We start from the raw sequence: 17,445 nt of genomic DNA, 5'->3' as shown, positions 1-17,445 counted from the left end.
ACAATGAAAGTAACCATAGACGGACATTCAATAGATGTAGCACCAGGAACAACTATCTTGCAAGCAGCACGTATGATAGGCGGGGAAGTTGTACCACCAGCCATGTGCTATTATTCTAAACTAAAAGGAAGCGGCGGAAAATGCCGTTGCTGTTTAGTAGAAGTTTCCAAAGGAAGTGAAGCTGACCCAAGACCCATGCCAAAATTAATGGCATCCTGCGTAACGGGATGTATGGACGGAATGGAAGTGAACAGCAAATCATCGCCTAGAGTACAAGAAGCAAGAAAATCAGTAACTGAATTTTTATTGATTAACCACCCCTTAGATTGCCCTATTTGTGATCAAGCGGGAGAATGTGATTTGCAAAACTTAAGCTTTGAACACGGGAAATCTGAAACTCGTTTCATTGAGGAAAAAAGAACTTTTGAACCTGAAGATATTGGTCCAAACATTCAATTACACATGAATCGTTGCATTTTATGCTACCGTTGTGTGATGGTTGCTGACCAGTTAACTGACAATCGTGTTCATGGGGTTATGGACAGAGGCGATCACTCAAATATTTCTACCTGCATTTCAAAAGCTATTGACAATGAATTTTCTGGAAATATGATTGATGTTTGTCCTGTTGGAGCTTTAACAGATAAAACTTTCCGATTTAAATCGAGAGTTTGGTTTAACAAACCGTATAATGCTCATAGAGATTGTGATAAATGTTGTGGCAAAACTACCGTTTGGATGTTTGGTGACGAAATTCAAAGAGTGACTGGAAGAAAAGACGAATACCACGAAGTAGAAGAATTTATCTGCAACAGTTGTCGATTTGACCATAAAGACATTAATGATTGGGTAATAGAAGGACCAAGAAAATTTGAGAAAGATTCGGTTATCAATCAAAATAATTATACTAGAAAATTAGACAAAGTTGAGATTGCTACTGAAAAAAATATTTTGATGGGTCGCGATATTGACCGTAAAAAAATCAGTATGACTGCTATACCTTTGACCGAAGAAGACATTATTAACCAAGAAAGTTTAGGGAATAATGAATAGTACACTCATCATAGATAAAAGCGTAATAATACTAGTTGTTTTTGCAGTTACCATGCTTATGGCCATGTACTCTACTTGGGCAGAACGCAAAGTTGCTGCTTGGCTTCAAGATAGAATCGGTCCTAATAGAGCGGGACCATTAGGATTATTTCAACCGCTAGCCGATGGTTTGAAACTGTTTTCAAAAGAAGAGTTTTTTCCAAATACTCCTAATAAATTTTTATTTGTCGTTGGGCCAGCCATAGCAATGAGTACGGCTTTGATGACTAGCGCAGTAATTCCGTGGGGCGATCGATTCCATCTTTTCGGAAGAGATATTCTTTTACAAGCAACTGATATTGATGTAGCTCTCTTATACATTTTTGGAGTAATTTCAGTAGGTGTTTACGGAATTATGATTGGTGGCTGGGCTTCGAATAATAAATTTTCATTAATGGGTGCTGTGCGTGCGGCTTCTCAAATGGTTTCCTATGAGGTTGCTATGGGACTTTCTATTATTGCTCTACTAATGATGACAGGAACCTTGAGTTTGAGAGAGATTTCAGCTCAACAATCTGGATTGAACTGGAATGTTTTTTATCAACCGCTTTCATTTTTAATCTTTTTGATTTGTGCATTTGCAGAAACGAACAGAACACCTTTTGATTTAGCAGAATGTGAAAGCGAACTTATTGGAGGCTATCACACGGAATATTCTTCTATGAAAATGGGATTCTATCTGTTTGCTGAATATGCTAATATGTTTATTTCATCCACTATTTTAGCGGTTTTATTCTTTGGCGGTTATAATTATCCCGGAATGAGCTGGGCAGTTGAAAATTGGGGTGTCAATATTGCTAATGTTTTAGGTATTGTAGTTTTATTTTTAAAGATTTGTGGATTTATCTTTTTCTACATGTGGGTGCGTTGGACAATTCCGAGATTCAGATACGATCAATTAATGCATTTAGGTTGGAGAATATTAATCCCACTATCAATAATTAATATTGTGATTACTGGTATTGTGATTTTAAGAGCAGAAATTATAACTTATTTAGGATTTTAATTATACTGGAAAGCCTAGCCCTGATAGCAGTGAAAATCCTTTTGTTTTTTCTTTATAAAACAAAAGATTGAAACGGATAGCAGGATACAGCTTCAAATAAAAATAAAAAAATGTCAATAGAAACTATATCATTATCAGGTAGAAAAAAGTTGGTCTCCAATAAAGAGATGACTTTTTTAGAGCGATTGTACCTCGTAGCGATTGTAAAAGGATTATGGATAACACTGAAACATTTGTTTACACGAAAAGTGACTATTCAATATCCTGAACAAGTGCGAACGATGAGTCCTGTTTATCGTGGTCAACACATGCTAAAACGTGATGAGCAAGGTCGTGAGAATTGTACTGCTTGTGGATTGTGTGCTTTATCCTGCCCTGCAGAGGCTATAACTATGACTGCTGCTGAGCGAAAACCAGATGAGAAACACTTGTATAGAGAAGAAAAATATGCTTCTATATATGAAATCAATATGTTGCGTTGTATTTTTTGTGGTTTGTGTGAAGAAGCTTGTCCAAAAGATGCAATTTATTTAACAAAGTCGAAGGTTTTAGTACCTTCTAGTTATGAAAGAGAAGATTTCATTTTTGGTAAAGATAGATTAGTGATGCCTTTGGAAATGGCAATGAAAAATACTAACCAGCTTGCAGCGGGCGAGCTTAAAAACGCTAACTAATGTCGATTGTACTTATATTATTTTGCATCTTATCTGCGATAACTTTATCCACTGCATTTTTAACGGTTTTTAGTAAAAATCCTATTCATAGTGCTATTTATTTGGTGATTTGTTTCTTTTCGATTGCTGGACATTACTTGTTATTGAATGCGCAATTTTTGGCAATTGTTCACGTAATTGTGTACTCTGGAGCGATTATGATTTTGTTTTTATTCACCATCATGTTAATGAATTTGAACAAAGAAGATGAAGTTCATAAACCAAGATTCACACGATTAGGAGCTATTGTTTCTTTTTGTTTGGCTTGTATTGTACTGCTATTAATTTTTATCAACTCTAAACCAATTGTTGGCGAATACGATACCACTGGGGAGGATTTTCAATCTATAAAAGTATTGGGTAAAGTGCTGCTAAATGAATACATGGTTCCTTTTGAATTTGCTTCTATCCTACTATTAGCGGCCATGATTGGAACCGTTTTATTGTCTAAAAAAGAAAAACTAGAGAAATAATATGAATAATATTTTAAATCAAATTGGTATTGAAAACTACATCTTCCTTTGTGTCATACTCTTTTGTATTGGCATTTTTGGAGTTTTGTACAGACGAAATGCCATTATCGTATTTATGTCTATTGAAATCATGTTGAACGCTGTCAATTTATTATTTGTTGCCTTTTCAACCTATCATCAGGATGCTCAAGGACAAGTGTTTGTATTTTTCTCTATGGCTGTTGCCGCGGCTGAAGTAGCTGTAGGTTTAGCAATATTAGTGTCAATATTTAGAAATTCAGGTACGATTGATGTAGCTAATTTAAAAAACTTAAAAGGATAAATTTCAATGGATACCAATCTAGCATTAGTCTTACTAGTAACACCTTTATTAGGATTTTTATTAAATGTTTTCTTTGGAAAAAATTTAGGAAAATCACTTTCAGGAGCAATTGGAACGCTTACAGTAGCCATTTCTTTTGTAGTTTCAATTTATTTTTTTCAACAAATAAGCCAAACCAAACAAGCCTTAACCATACATTTATTTGATTGGATGACCATCAATAATTTTAATGTTGGCTTTGGGTTGCTTCTAGATCAATTATCTATTTTGTGGTTGCTTTTCGTAACAGGAATAGGGTCGTTAATTCATTTATATTCCATTAGCTACATGCACGACGATGAGAATATGCATAAATTTTTTGCCTACTTGAACCTCTTCGTTTTCTTCATGATTACTTTAGTAATTGGAAGTAATTTATTGGTAATGTTTATTGGCTGGGAAGGTGTAGGTCTTTGTTCTTATTTATTAATTGGTTTTTGGCACAAAAATCAAGACTATAATGATGCTGCGAAAAAAGCTTTCATTATGAATAGAATTGGAGATTTAGGATTGTTAATCGGAATTTTTATTCTAGGATTAATGTTCTCAACAATCGATTTTACAACCTTAAAAACTACGATTGCTGCAACCCCTAACCTTAATCTATATTGGATAGGAATTGCCGCTTTTGCACTATTTATTGGTGCTTGTGGAAAATCAGCTCAAATACCTTTGTATACTTGGTTACCTGATGCAATGGCTGGTCCAACGCCTGTGTCTGCATTGATTCATGCTGCAACTATGGTTACTGCGGGAATCTTTATGGTTTCGAGATTGAATTTCTTATTCGATTTAGTACCAAACATTCAAAACATCATTGCTGTTGTTGGAGCTATAACTGCTTTAGTTGCAGCAACAATTGGTTTGGTTCAGAATGATATTAAAAAGGTTCTGGCTTACTCTACGGTTTCACAATTGGGATTGATGTTTTTAGCTTTAGGCTGTGGAGCTTATGAAGTTGCTATTTTCCATGTGATTACTCATGCGTTCTTTAAGGCGTGTCTATTCTTAGGTTCTGGTTCTGTGATACACGCTTTGCACGGCGAACAAGACATGCGGAAAATGGGTGGCTTGAAAAAAGCAATGCCAATTACTTACCTAACGATGTTAGTCTCTTCGTTGGCAATATCTGGAATTCCATTGTTTTCAGGGTTTTTCTCAAAAGACGAAATATTATTAGTCGCTTTTGAACATAATATTCCACTATGGATAGTTGCCTCTATTGCTTCAATTATGACGGCTTTCTATATGTTTAGATTGATGTTTTTAACCTTCTCTAATGACTTTAGAGGAACTGAAGAACAAAAACACCATTTACACGAAAGTCCTGCATTGATTACGTTCCCTTTGATTGTTTTAGCAATTTTAGCAACAATTGGAGGTTTGATTAGCTTGCCAGGTCATAGTTGGTTGAACGAATATCTAATTCCGATTGTACCAAAATTGGCTTCTGCAGAGCATCATTTAGGAATGACTGAATATACGCTAATGACTATTGCTGTAATTGGAGGATTAACAGGAATTGTTATCGCTTTGGTAAAATATAAAAAACAAAATACTGTTCCTGAAGAAGATGCTAAAATTACTGGAATGGCTAAAGTAGTATATAACAAATACTACGTTGACGAATTCTATAACGCTTTAATTGTAAACCCAATTAATGGATTATCAAGATTTTTTAGAGATTACATAGAAACTTCTATTTCATCATTGGTTTTTGGATTTGGGAAAATAACTAATGAATTAAGTTTCCAAGGTCGAAAAATACATAATGGCAGTATCGGGCTGTATCTTTTTGCTTTTGTTATAGGTCTCTGTGCGATTATTTCTTATTTATTCTTAGCTCAATAACTCTATTATCATGAATATATCTATTCTATTAATTATACTTTTAGTTGGAGCATTAGCAACATATTTGGCTGGTGACAAACTGGCTTCTAAGGTAGCTTTGTTTTTTAGTTTATCCGCCTTGGGCTTCTCGATAGTATTGTTAAACCATTTCAATGCTGGTGAAAATATAAGTGTCATCAACCAATGGATTTCACAGCATAACATCTCATTCGCTTTGCTAGCAGATGGTCTTTCTCTAGCGATGGTTTTATTAACTGTGGTTTTAACTTCCCTTATTGTATTTTCTTCATTTGGAAACGAATATAAAAATGCCAAGTCTTTTTATGCGCTCGTCTTGTTTATGTCGTTTGCCATGATAGGAACATTTTTAGCTTCAGATGGTCTTTTGTATTATGTATTTTGGGAGTTGTCTCTAATTCCTATATACTTTATTGCTTTACTTTGGGGTAATGGCGATGCCGAAGATCGTAAAACAGCAGTGGTAAAATTCTTTATTTATACCTTGGCTGGTTCTTTATTTATGCTTGTAGGCTTTGTGTATTTGTACCAAAAAGCAGGAAGTTTATTGCTTGAAGATCTATACAAATTAAATTTATCACAAACAGAACAGTTATGGATTTTCTTGGCTTTTTTCTTAGCATACGCTATTAAAATCCCTTTAATTCCGTTTCATACTTGGCAGGCTAAAGTGTATCAAAAAGCACCAACCGTTGGAACCATGTTATTGTCTGGGATTATGTTGAAAATGGGATTGTACAGCGTTATTCGTTGGCAATTGCCTATTGCGCCTTTGGCGGCTAAGCAGTATATGTTTATTTTTATTGCTCTAGGAATCGCTGGTGTTATTTATGGTTCAATAGTAGCACTGCGCCAAAAAGATTTGAAAAAATTACTAGCCTATTCTTCACTCGCTCACGTTGGATTGATTGCTGCTGGAACCTACACCCTGACTCTCGATGGATTACGTGGCGCTGTTTTACAAATGATTGCTCACGGTTTTGTAGTAGTAGGATTATTCTTTGCTGCTGAAATCATCTTTAGAAGATATGAAACAAGAGTAATTGCTGAAATGGGAGGCATTCGTTCCCAATCGCCCAAATTCACTTCTATGTTCATGATTCTGGTTTTAGCTTCGGTAGCACTTCCGTCAACCTTTAACTTTGTTGGAGAATTTACCGTTTTGTATAGTTTATCACAAATTAATCTTTGGTTTGCCCTTTTAGGTGGAACTACCATAATTTTAGGAGCTTACTATATGCTGAAAATGTTTCAACGAGTGATGCTGGGTGAAACCAATACAAGAATTTTTGCAGATGTAACTATTAGCGAAGGAATAACAATGATACTTATTATTGCTGTTTTATTCTTCTTTGGAATGTATCCAAAACCAATCACAGATTTGATAACACCAAGTCTTGAAAATATACTAACTATAATAAACCGTAACTAGTCAAATAAAAAAATGAATACATTAATAGCTATAATAGGATTAGGTGTTTTATGCCTTTTATTTGAAATTCTTAATTTAAGAAAAATCATTATTCCAGTAACGGTAATTGGTTTACTTGCAGTTCTTGGATTGACGGTGTCTGAATTTAATACTCCAGCTAGTTACTACAACAATATGATTGTTGTAAACAAATTCTCTGTGGCGTTTTCAAGTTTATTTATTGTACTCACTGTTTTCTTAGTAACATTGAGCCACAATTTTTATGAAAATCACCAATCTAAATTATCCGATTTTATCGCAATAAAAATCTTTCTTTTATCTGGAGCAATTGCAATGGTTTCTTTCGGAAATTTAGCTATGTTCTTTTTAGGTATTGAAATATTATCTATTTCCTTGTATGTCTTAGCTGCGAGCAACCGCTTGAATTTAAAAAGTAATGAAGCTGGAATGAAATATTTCCTTATGGGTTCATTTGCCTCTGGAATCATATTATTCGGGATTTGCTTGATTTATGGTGCAATGGGAAGTTTTGATGTTGTTGAAATCAGTGAATTATCACAATCTGCTGAATTGCCTATCTGGTTTCCAATAGGGATTGCAATGGTGACTATAGGAATGTTTTTCAAAATTGCTGCTGTTCCTTTTCATTTTTGGGCACCTGACGTTTACGAAGGTTCTCCAGCATTAACAACCGCAACCATGAGTACTTTAGCCAAGGTTGTCGCTATGGCTACACTCTACAAATTGCTATCTGTAATGAATGCCGATATTTCATACGCCTTCCAAATTATAATCGTAGTAATTTCAATTGCTTCTATGACGGTTGGTAATATTATGGCCTTACGTCAAGCAAATGTAAAACGTATGTTGGCCTTTTCAGGTATCTCTCACGCTGGTTTTATGCTAATGACTTTATTGAGTATAACAACGGCAGCAGGAAATTTATTGTATTACGCCACAGCCTATTCATTAGCAGGAATCGCTGCTTTTAGCGTAATATTGTATGTATGCAAAAACAGAGATAACGAAGATATTGTTAACTTCCACGGATTAGGAAAAACGAATCCATTGTTAGCTGCAGTACTAACAGGCGCATTACTTTCAATGGCGGGAATTCCTATTTTCTCTGGATTCTTTGCTAAGCTAATACTGTTTAATCAAACACTCCAAGCAGGCTATCTAGTAGTTGTAATTGCGGCGGTTATTAACTCGATTATCAGTGTAGGGTACTATTTTAAACTTATTTTGGCCATGTACACCAAAGAAGCTAACGAAACCCGAACAGGAACGCCAATACTTATCTATACTGTTGCAGTAGTAGCAATTATTTTAAATATTGCTTTGGGAATATTTCCTTCATTAGTATTAGACTTGTTGAAATAATCTAAAAAAAACACTTGAAACCATCCCATTACAAGGATGGTTTTTTGTTTTAATGAGGATTCGTTCGCTCCGTAAACATTCAACTTTTTAAACTAAATTTGTTTTGAAACAATAAACAAAACAATCAATTCCTAAATGATGCGTACTAATCTAGAAAATATTCGTTGGGGTATTTTGGGTTGCGGAAACGTCACCGAAATAAAGAGTGGTCCTGCCTATCAAAAAACAGATGGATTTGAAATCGTTGCTGTGATGAGAAGAGATGCAGGGAAAGCTGCCGATTATGCAAAAAGACATAACATCAATAGATTTTACACAGATGCAGATGCACTAATCAACGACCCAGAAATTGATGCTATCTATATTGCTACACCGCCAGACAGTCATAAAGAGTATGGATTAAGAGTAGCTCTAGCAGGTAAAATATGTTGTATTGAGAAACCATTAGCACCAAATTATACTGATTGTCTTGCTATTTGTGAAACCTTTGAGAGTAAAAACATTCCTTTATTCGTTGCCTATTACAGACGTTCGTTACCGCGCTTTAATCAAGTTAAAAAATGGATTGACAACTACGCTATTGGAAATGTAAGACATATTAGATGGCATTTAAGCAAATCGGCATCACCATTAGATTTGAGTGCAGCCTACAATTGGCGTACCGATGCATCAATCGCAACTGGAGGCTATTTTGATGACTTAGCCAGTCACGGATTGGACCTGTTTACGTTCCTTTTAGGAAATATAAAAGACGTTTCAGGTATTAGTATCAACCAACAAAATCTATACGCTGCTAAGGATGCCATAACTGCTTGTTGGCTTCATGAATCGGGAGTTACAGGCTCCGGAAGTTGGAATTTTGGATGTAGTATGCGAGAAGATATTGTAGAAATTTTTGGAAGTTCTGGTAAAATAAATTTCTCTGTATTCAATGATGAACCTTTGCTATTGCAAAACGAAAAAGGAAAAACCGAACTCTTTATCGAAAATCCTGAAAACATACAATTGTATCATGTAGAAAACATGCGAAATCATCTTTTAGGTAGAACAATACATCCTTCTAACGGCAAAACTGCGGCACACACCAATTGGGTTATGGATAAAATTATTGGGAATAGTTTGGAGTAAAACTCATTCTCCATGTAATAATTTAAGCAACTTGATTTGTTCTTTAAGCGATTGAATAGTTTCTTCGTATTGCTGAACTAATTTTTCTGGAAAGTTTATATGATTAATCCCTATGTAGCCATCTTGCTTGCAGTTATTAAACACCTGTTTTTCGTCAAATCCTAAAATCTCCATAGGCTCAATTCCTAAAATCGTACTAATTTCATTTAACCTATTAATAGTCAGTTGTGTTTCACCAGTTTCTATTTTAGAATAGGCTCTAGTGGATAAACCTAATTTTTGGGCTACATATTCTTGAGTAAAATTCTTTAGCTCTCTAAGTTGTTTAATTTTAATTTCAGGTTGTTCTATCATGATTCAAGACTTAATAGTTCAAAAATAGAACTTTTTAATCAAATTAAGAAATTTTTAAAGCTTATTTTTATAAAATTTAACATTTACTTTGTATTTATTCCTCAAAATCTTATGGAAAAAACAGGTAATTACATAGCGCGATTAACTCACAATAATAACAATTGGACAAAACCATCCTGTATAGATGGAAAATGTATAAGCACAGGTAATAAACCTTTATATGAACAAGTGGCTGGATTTGGTTGGGAAGAATGGTTGTTTAATGCTGAAAATCGTATCGAAGAGAATGGCGAAATTTATCAATATGGATTCTTGCAATGCTTCAACAAAACTCCTTTAAACGAAGAAATAATTTATGATAGGATATTTCTATACACAAGGAAATGTTTTACAGAAAAACCAAAAAAAGGAACATACCATTTAGTAGCAAAAATTGAAAAGCTCATACAATTGAGCCAGAAAGAACTAGATGAAATTAATATAAAATTTGAGCAAAATGGAAACTTTGATAGAATGCGAAATGATGATTGTGTAAATAAAAAACATTTTGATATTGGTCCAATCCCTAATGGCTATAAAATTAATGTCAAATTTAAAGTAGTTGATACAAAAATTGATGTTGCTCAAACGAAAATAAAACCAATATCTTATCGATTTAATATTATGGAATTAAAGCCAAATAATGATTCACATAACCAATTAATTCAAGAACTCAACAAAATAGATACTTTCCTCCAATTAAACTAACTACAACTATGAAAAAAATCTTTACCCTTTTAGCAATTATTACAACAACTAGTTTCTTTGCACAAATTCCATCATATATACCAACAGATGGATTAGATGCATATTGGGGATTTGGAAATACAACTGATGATTACTCTTTAAACAATAACAACGGAACCATAGTAGGTTCAAGTGGCTTTGTTAACGATAGATTTGGTAATTTAAATAGCGCTTTTGGGTTAACCGCAAGTCAAGATATTATTTGTACAAGTAATAGTTTTAACAATATTCAGATTTTTTCAGTTTCGTTATGGTTTAAGACACAAAATCAGGGATTCTTATTTGGCGCTGATAACGGGAAATGTACTCATGCCAATCTTTGGGACAGATATATTTATATAAAGTCAAACGGGAATGCTGAATTTTATGTTTTTAATGGGACTCAACAATATTGCACTACATCAGGAAATTATAAAGATAATTTATGGCATCATGCAGTTGCTGTTTTGTCACCTAATGGTATGAAGTTGTATATTGATGGTATTTTGTCTGCTCAAAATAATGCAGTTACATCAGCTCAAAATTATGTTGGATATTGGAGAGTTGGCGGATTACAATCTGGGGGAAATACTACCTTAATAGGTAATATTGACGACATTGGAATTTGGAATAGAGTTTTAACACAAGAAGAAATCACAAATTTATATTATGCAGAAAATAGCTGTCAATCATTAGTTATTAATACAGGCGTTTTAAGTTATAATCCTCCAACGTATAAAAACACCGTAACGATTTATCCAAATCCAGCTAATGACCATATTACTATAGATTGTGGCAATCTTGCCAATATTAGCGGTTGGAATATTAAAATTAGTAATACTTTAGGACAAGAAGTGTTTAGTGGCAAAATGGACACGCAACAATATACTGTGCCGTTAAATACTTGGGGAGGAAAAGGTGTTTATTTCGTTAAAATTTACGATGCTTCCGATAATCTAATGAACACAAAGAAAATTATTTTACAATAACTTTTATTAAGTTATTATATCAAAACCACAGAAAACTGTGGTTTTTTTATTTATCAACAACCCACAAAATTAACTTTTGTTCCCTTTTCTTCTAAGCGTCTATTCTGTAAATTTACAAGATGTATGCTTTAGTCGATTGTAACAATTTTTATGCTTCCTGCGAACGTGTTTTTCAGCCGAAATACAACGGAAAACCTGTTGTTATTTTGTCCAATAATGACGGTTGCGTCATCTCTAGAAGTGAAGAAGCCAAGGCTGCGGGTGTTCCAATGGGTGCTCCTGAATTTAAAATCCGAGAATTAATTAAAGAGAAAAATATAAAAATGTTCTCTTCCAATTATCCGTTGTATGGTGATTTGAGTAATCGCGTAATGCAAATTCTTGAAGGTTTTACTCCAAATGTAGAAATCTACAGCATCGATGAAGCTTTCCTCAACTTCGACGGCATACCAATTGCTGATTTTCACAACTATGGGTTACAAATAAAAAGTCGAGTTCAAAAATGGATAGGTATCCCTACTTGTATTGGTTTTGCACCTACAAAAGCACTTTCGAAAGTAGCCAACAGAATTGCTAAAAAATTTCAACAGCGAACTCAAGGAGTCTACATAATTGATAGTGAGGAGAAGCGCATCAAAGCACTAAAATGGACGAAAATTGAAGACGTTTGGGGAATTGGTCGTAGATTAACAAAAAAAATGATGACGCATAATATTCTTACGGCTTACGATTTTACAAAAGCAGAACATGAAGCTTGGATAAAAAAAGAAATGGGAGTCATCGGTCTACGATTAAAATATGAATTAGAAGGAAAATCAGTTCTAGCATTAGAACCCATTCAGGAACAGAAAAAAAGTATTGCAACCACAAGAAGTTTTCCTAAACAAATATCTGATTTTGATGATTTAAGAGAACGCGTAGCAACATTTTCTGCGGTTTGCGCCGAAAAATTACGGAAGCAAAAATCCTGTTGTCATACTATTATTGTCATGCTGGTTATTGACAAACACAAATATCAATCTCAAAAATACTATTTCAATAAAGCGATAACATTACCCTTTGCCACTAATTCTACCTTAACTATTTCCAATGCTGCAATAGCGCTTCTAAAAGAATTGTGCTCTGGCTATGAAGGTGTGAAATTCAAAAAGGCAGGAGTTATTGTTACCGAATTGATTGATGAAAACAAGAAACAATTGCAATTGTTTGAAGAAGAAAATCCAAAACATAAGGCAATTATGAAGGCAATGGATTATCTCAACACCAAAATTGGAGACCGAAAAGTAAAACTAGCCACACAAAATTTAAGCCTGACTTGGAACATGAATCAAAATCATTTGTCCCCAAGATATACGACTCGATTCAACGAAATACTCGAAATACAATGTCTATAAATAAAGAATCTTCCTTAACTTTTTTCCGTCCTGATTTTGAAAGTGACATCAGAATTCCTTATATAAAAGAAGGTGTTTCTGCTGGATTTCCATCACCTGCCACCGATTTCATGGAAACAAATATCGATTTGAACAAAGAGTTGTGCAAAAATCCTTTATCAACATTTTATATAAAGGTCAAAGGCCATTCTATGATTAATGCAGGAATAAACGATAAAGATATTCTGATTGTTGATCGAAGTCTTGAACCTCAAAACAATAAAATTGCCGTTTGTTTCATCGATGGAGAATTCACCGTAAAGCGAATCAAAATCGATAAAGATTGTGTGTATTTAATGCCCGAAAACGAAAAGTACCAACCTATAAAAGTCACCGCCGAAAATGAGTTGGTAATTTGGGGAATTGTTACCTATGTCATTAAAAGCATCTAGTTGCTTCTACCAAAAAACAGTATATAAAGCAGCCAAAACCGATATAATTACTAAGGCACCAACCGTAAAACTTGGTGACATTTTAAACATCGTTTTGTCTACTTCTAGACCATTGGTTTGAACACCTTTTTTAGTTTCATACATACTAATAAAATACATTCCGATAACACATATTAAGAATACAAATCCCATACGGTCAATAAACGGAATTTCATAAACGCCATCAGCATTAGGAACAGCAAATCCCATCGGATTCAAAAATGATAAATCCATAAAAGCGGGCATGAATTTGAAAATAATTGAAAGAATGAATCCGCCAATCGTTGCAAACAAAGCCGCATTAGAAGTCGTTTTTTTCCAAAAGAACCCCAAAATAAACATAGCAAAAACACCAGGACTTACAAATCCTGTATACTCTTGGATGTATTGAAATCCTCCTTTTTTATCAATCCCTAAAAATGGAGCAACCACAACCGCAATAATCATAGCGATTATAATCGTTATTTTTCCAACGTTAACTAGTTTCTTTTCAGTTGCCTGTGTATTTAATTTTTCTTTATAAACATCAAGTGTGAAAATTGTAGCGATGCTGTTTGCTTTTCCAGCTAGTGAAGCAACAACAGCAGCAGTTAAAGCCGCAAACGACAACCCCTTTAAACCAACTGGTAATAAGTTTAATAAAATTGGATACGCTCTATCAGGATTTACACTTCCATCTTGCAACATTTCCGTTTGAAAATGTCCGTTTTGATAGAGAACAAAAGCGGCTATTCCTGGTAAAACCACAATTATTGGCATTAATAATTTTAAGAATGCTGCAAATAAAATCCCTCCACGAGCTGTTTTCAAATCGGCACCTAAAGCTCTTTGTGTGATGTATTGGTTACAACCCCAGTAATTCAAATTAATAATCAACATTCCGCCAATTAGTACCGAAAGACCTGGTAAATCCATGTAATTCGGATTTGATTTATCAAAAATCATGTGGAAATGATCGTTAGCTTTTTCTATCATTAAATTAAATCCATTCAAAACTCCTTCTGATCCAAACTCGGTTGCTACCAGATTCAATGCCAAATAAGTTGTAATCAATCCGCCTAAAATCAGAAAAAAAACCTGAATCACATCTGTATACCCTATTACTTTCATCCCTCCAAGGGTAATCATAACCGCAAAAAATGCTAAAAAAATCATACACAAAGTAATATTCAAACCTGAAATACTACTTATTGCCAATGCTCCTAAATATAAAATGGATGTAAGATTTACCAAAACATACAATAACAACCAAAAAACTGCCATAATCATAGCCACATTACTATTGTAACGCTTGTTGAGATATTGTGGCATGGTAAAAATTTTGTTCTTCAAATAAACAGGCATAAAAAATACCGCAACAAGAACAAGTGTTAATGCAGCCATCCATTCATAGGTTGCGATGGCTAGTCCCATTTTAAAACCGCTTCCACTCATTCCGATGAATTGCTCTGCACTAATATTACTCGCAATTAAAGATGCTCCAATTGCCCACCAAGTAAGTGAACCTTCTGCTAAAAAATAATCATTACTGCTTGTCTGTGCTTTCTTTTTTCGATTGTAAATCCACAATCCGTAACCTACAATAATTATGAAATAAAGAAAGAAAACTATATAATCGTTGGTGGCTAATGTTTGCATATTAGTTGGTTTTAGTTTTATAATGCTGGTTAGGTAATTCTCTTAAAATTTTAGCACTCTGTTCAGGTGAAATATCGCGTTGTGCCTCTCCAAGCATTTCATAACCCACCATGAATTTTTTTACAGTTGCACTTCTCAATAATGGTGGATAAAAATGCATATGAAAATGCCATTCAGGGTGTAAAACACCGTCTGTTGGGGCTTGGTGAATTCCCGCTGAATAGGGAAATGAGGTTTCAAAAAGATTATCATATCGAACTGTGATGATTTTAATGATTTCGGCAAAAGCCTTTATTTCTTCATTATTCATTGCAATAATATTTCCGAAATGCCTCTTACTGATAATCATAGTTTCATAAGGCCAAGTGGCCCAAAACGGAACTACAACAGCAAAGTGATTATTCTCAACTACGATACGTTCTTTTACTATTAATTCTTCGTTCAAATAATCTTTTAACAGACTAGTTTTATTTTTTTCATAATAGTTTCGAAGGCTTTTTTGTGTTTTTTCAACCTGAGTTGGCAACGACGATTGTGCCCAAATTTGTCCGTGAGGATGCGGATTACTGCAACCCATGACACTTCCTTTATTTTCAAAAATCTGAACGTAGTTAATGAAATCTTGACTTCCCAATTCGATATATTGTGTTGCCCAAGTTCTCACTACTTTCTCAATGTCATTGACTTCCATTTCGGGTAATGTCAGGTTGTGTTTTGGCGAAAAACAAATCACCTTATTGATACCTCTTTCAGGTTTTTGTTGAAATAATGGTTTCGATTTATTTTCAAATATAACTTCGTCTTTTAATAAAGCTGAAAAATCATTTTCAAACACATAACAATCAGTATAAGTATCGTTTTTTATGCCATTAGAACGAACATTCCCCGAGCATAAATAACAATTAGCATCGTGTTCTGGTCGATTGTCTTCTGCAATTTTTTCATTTTGCCCTTGCCAAGGACGTTTGGCACGATGTGGTGAAACCAATATCCATTCGTCTAACAACGGATTGTATCGCCTGTGAGGATGTTCGTTAGAATTGAATTTTTTCATGATCTTTTTCTGACACGAATTTCACGAATTTTCACAAATTAATTAGTTTGTAAATTTCACGAATTCAATATTAATAATTTTTTAAACCATTAAGGTATTAAGCTTAATTACCTTAATTTCTTAATTGTTTGAATTTTATTTTCTTTTATTTTTATATTGTGTTGTCCCTTTTGAAATTTTTACTTTGTAGGCTTTTAATTCAATACCAAATTGACTCCGATATTGATTAGAAGTTTTTTCAATTAATTCGTTTTCTGAGCCTTTTTCTACCAAATTAATGGAACACCCTCCAAAACCTCCACCCATCATTCTGGAACCCAAAACTTTTTCATTATTGGAAACCAATTGCACTAAAAAATCAATTTCATCACAACTCACTTCATACTCCTTAGACAAACCCTGATGTGTTTCGGTCATTAATTTTCCTAATTTCTTGAAATCAGAATTCTCTAAAGCATCAACTGCATCTTGAACGCGTTGAATTTCTTTTACTACAAAATGACATCTTTTAAAAATGGTTTCTCCAAGTTGCTCTTTCAATTCCAAAAGCATTTTTTCGGTACAATTTCTAAACGTTTTTACTTCTGGAAAATGTTGCTTTATAATTGATAATCCTTGTTCCACCTCATTTCTTCTGTCATTATACCCTGAAGTTAAATGCGTATGTTTTACATTACTATCCAATAAAAGCAGAGAATATTTCTTGAAATTGGCTTTGTGGTATTCATATTCTAATGTATTGCAATCGAGTTTAATAACTTTATTTTTCTTACCAAAAACCGATGCAAATTGATCCATAATACCACAATTGACACCTACAAAAGTATGTTCCGATTTTTGTCCGATGAGTGCAATTTCTTCTTTGGTTAAATTGAAATTATACATTTTATTCATAGCATATGCAAAACCACATTCGACTGCTGCGGAAGACGAAAGTCCAGAACCAATTGGGACTGTACTACTGAAAACAGCATTAAACCCTTTGTTGAGTGCTTTCTTTTCTTTGAATTGTTGCAAAACACCCAAAATATAATTTATCCACATCGTAGCGTTTGGAACCAATGTATCATTCAAATCAAATTCAAAAATTTCATTTAAATCTTTGGCTACAATTTTACACTGTGAATTTTCATTGGATGAAATGGCTATACAAACATATTTATTGATGGCAGCTGGCAACACAAAACCGTCATTATAATCAACATGTTCTCCGATAATATTAATTCTTCCTGGTGAAAGAAAAACATGATCTGGTTCTTTTTGGAACATTGTTTTGAAATGTTCCGAAGTGTTTTTTATTAGTTTTTTCTTCATTTTATGCTAG

Annotated in this window: 17 protein-coding genes; 13 read left to right on the top strand and 4 right to left on the bottom strand. The window is 33.9% G+C overall.

The genetic code is table 11. The annotated features are described in order from the left end of the window. The first annotated feature begins 3 nt into the window (after positions 1-3). From AC23L6_RS01055 to AC23L6_RS01015, 9 genes are all read left to right on the top strand, one after another. Positions 4-1,053 (top strand): NADH-quinone oxidoreductase subunit G, encoded by a 1,050-nt coding sequence (locus AC23L6_RS01055; RefSeq protein WP_487560440.1) that lies wholly within the window; start codon positions 4-6, stop codon positions 1,051-1,053. Beyond that, complete coding sequence (nuoH, locus tag AC23L6_RS01050) at positions 1,046-2,098, top strand: NADH-quinone oxidoreductase subunit NuoH (RefSeq protein ID WP_487560439.1); 1,053 nt, start codon at positions 1,046-1,048, stop codon at positions 2,096-2,098. The genes AC23L6_RS01055 and nuoH overlap by 8 nt, the downstream gene beginning before the upstream one ends. Positions 2,099-2,208: 110 nt before the next feature. Next, complete coding sequence (locus tag AC23L6_RS01045; protein WP_487560438.1) at positions 2,209-2,772, top strand: NuoI/complex I 23 kDa subunit family protein; 564 nt, start codon at positions 2,209-2,211, stop codon at positions 2,770-2,772. Then, the gene (locus tag AC23L6_RS01040) at positions 2,772-3,284 is read left to right on the top strand and encodes an NADH-quinone oxidoreductase subunit J family protein (protein ID WP_487560437.1); all 513 of its coding nucleotides are present in this window, start codon (positions 2,772-2,774) and stop codon (positions 3,282-3,284) included. Before AC23L6_RS01045 ends, AC23L6_RS01040 begins: the two co-directional genes overlap by 1 nt. Before the next feature lies 1 nt (position 3,285). Next, on the top strand, positions 3,286-3,606 hold the full coding sequence (gene nuoK / locus AC23L6_RS01035; protein WP_487560436.1) for an NADH-quinone oxidoreductase subunit NuoK: 321 nt from the start codon (positions 3,286-3,288) through the stop codon (positions 3,604-3,606). Between the two features lie 6 nt (positions 3,607-3,612). Continuing rightward, entirely contained in the window at positions 3,613-5,496 is a 1,884-nt protein-coding gene (nuoL, locus tag AC23L6_RS01030; RefSeq protein ID WP_487560435.1) for an NADH-quinone oxidoreductase subunit L, read from the top strand. 10 nt (positions 5,497-5,506) lie between these two features. Beyond that, the gene (locus AC23L6_RS01025; RefSeq protein ID WP_487560434.1) at positions 5,507-6,946 is read left to right on the top strand and encodes a complex I subunit 4 family protein; all 1,440 of its coding nucleotides are present in this window, start codon (positions 5,507-5,509) and stop codon (positions 6,944-6,946) included. Positions 6,947-6,958: 12 nt separating this feature from the next. Then, positions 6,959-8,329 (top strand): NADH-quinone oxidoreductase subunit N, encoded by a 1,371-nt coding sequence (locus tag AC23L6_RS01020; protein ID WP_487560433.1) that lies wholly within the window; start codon positions 6,959-6,961, stop codon positions 8,327-8,329. A gap of 135 nt (positions 8,330-8,464) precedes the next feature. Continuing rightward, positions 8,465-9,457 carry a Gfo/Idh/MocA family protein gene (locus AC23L6_RS01015; RefSeq protein WP_487560432.1) on the top strand — a complete coding sequence of 331 codons (993 nt, stop codon included), beginning with the start codon at positions 8,465-8,467 and terminating at the stop codon, positions 9,455-9,457. A gap of 3 nt (positions 9,458-9,460) precedes the next feature. Here the strand turns inward: AC23L6_RS01015 and AC23L6_RS01010 are convergent, their stop codons facing one another. After that, on the bottom strand, positions 9,461-9,811 hold the full coding sequence (locus AC23L6_RS01010) for a helix-turn-helix domain-containing protein (RefSeq protein WP_487560431.1): 351 nt from the start codon (positions 9,809-9,811) through the stop codon (positions 9,461-9,463). Positions 9,812-9,922: 111 nt separating this feature from the next. Between AC23L6_RS01010 and AC23L6_RS01005 the strand changes: the two genes are divergently transcribed. The 4 genes from AC23L6_RS01005 (at position 9,923) to AC23L6_RS00990 (ending at position 13,390) form a co-directional block, all read left to right on the top strand. Further along, complete coding sequence (locus AC23L6_RS01005) at positions 9,923-10,558, top strand: hypothetical protein (RefSeq protein WP_487560430.1); 636 nt, start codon at positions 9,923-9,925, stop codon at positions 10,556-10,558. 8 nt (positions 10,559-10,566) lie between these two features. Then, positions 10,567-11,565 carry a LamG-like jellyroll fold domain-containing protein gene (locus AC23L6_RS01000; RefSeq protein ID WP_487560429.1) on the top strand — a complete coding sequence of 333 codons (999 nt, stop codon included), beginning with the start codon at positions 10,567-10,569 and terminating at the stop codon, positions 11,563-11,565. Positions 11,566-11,684: 119 nt separating this feature from the next. After that, positions 11,685-12,959, top strand: coding sequence for a Y-family DNA polymerase (locus AC23L6_RS00995; protein ID WP_487560428.1), 1,275 nt, complete (start codon positions 11,685-11,687; stop codon positions 12,957-12,959). After that, on the top strand, positions 12,950-13,390 hold the full coding sequence (locus AC23L6_RS00990) for a LexA family protein (protein ID WP_487560427.1): 441 nt from the start codon (positions 12,950-12,952) through the stop codon (positions 13,388-13,390). The genes AC23L6_RS00995 and AC23L6_RS00990 overlap by 10 nt, the downstream gene beginning before the upstream one ends. 6 nt (positions 13,391-13,396) lie before the next feature. On the opposite strand, the gene AC23L6_RS00985 is transcribed toward AC23L6_RS00990, so the two are convergent. The 3 genes from AC23L6_RS00985 to galK all read right to left on the bottom strand — a co-directional run bounded on the left by AC23L6_RS00985 (position 13,397) and on the right by galK (position 17,435). After that, positions 13,397-15,067, bottom strand: coding sequence for a sodium/sugar symporter (locus AC23L6_RS00985; RefSeq protein WP_487560426.1), 1,671 nt, complete (start codon positions 15,065-15,067; stop codon positions 13,397-13,399). Between the two features lies 1 nt (position 15,068). Beyond that, positions 15,069-16,121, bottom strand: coding sequence for a UDP-glucose--hexose-1-phosphate uridylyltransferase (locus tag AC23L6_RS00980; protein ID WP_487560425.1), 1,053 nt, complete (start codon positions 16,119-16,121; stop codon positions 15,069-15,071). Positions 16,122-16,256: 135 nt separating this feature from the next. Then, positions 16,257-17,435, bottom strand: coding sequence for a galactokinase (gene galK, locus AC23L6_RS00975; protein WP_487560424.1), 1,179 nt, complete (start codon positions 17,433-17,435; stop codon positions 16,257-16,259). Positions 17,436-17,445: the final 10 nt, after the last annotated feature.

The sequence above is a fragment of the Flavobacterium sp. R1_16 genome, from assembly GCF_057652095.1.
Note: the sequence above shows the minus strand (reverse complement) of the source record. Positions and strands in the feature narration are given on the sequence as shown.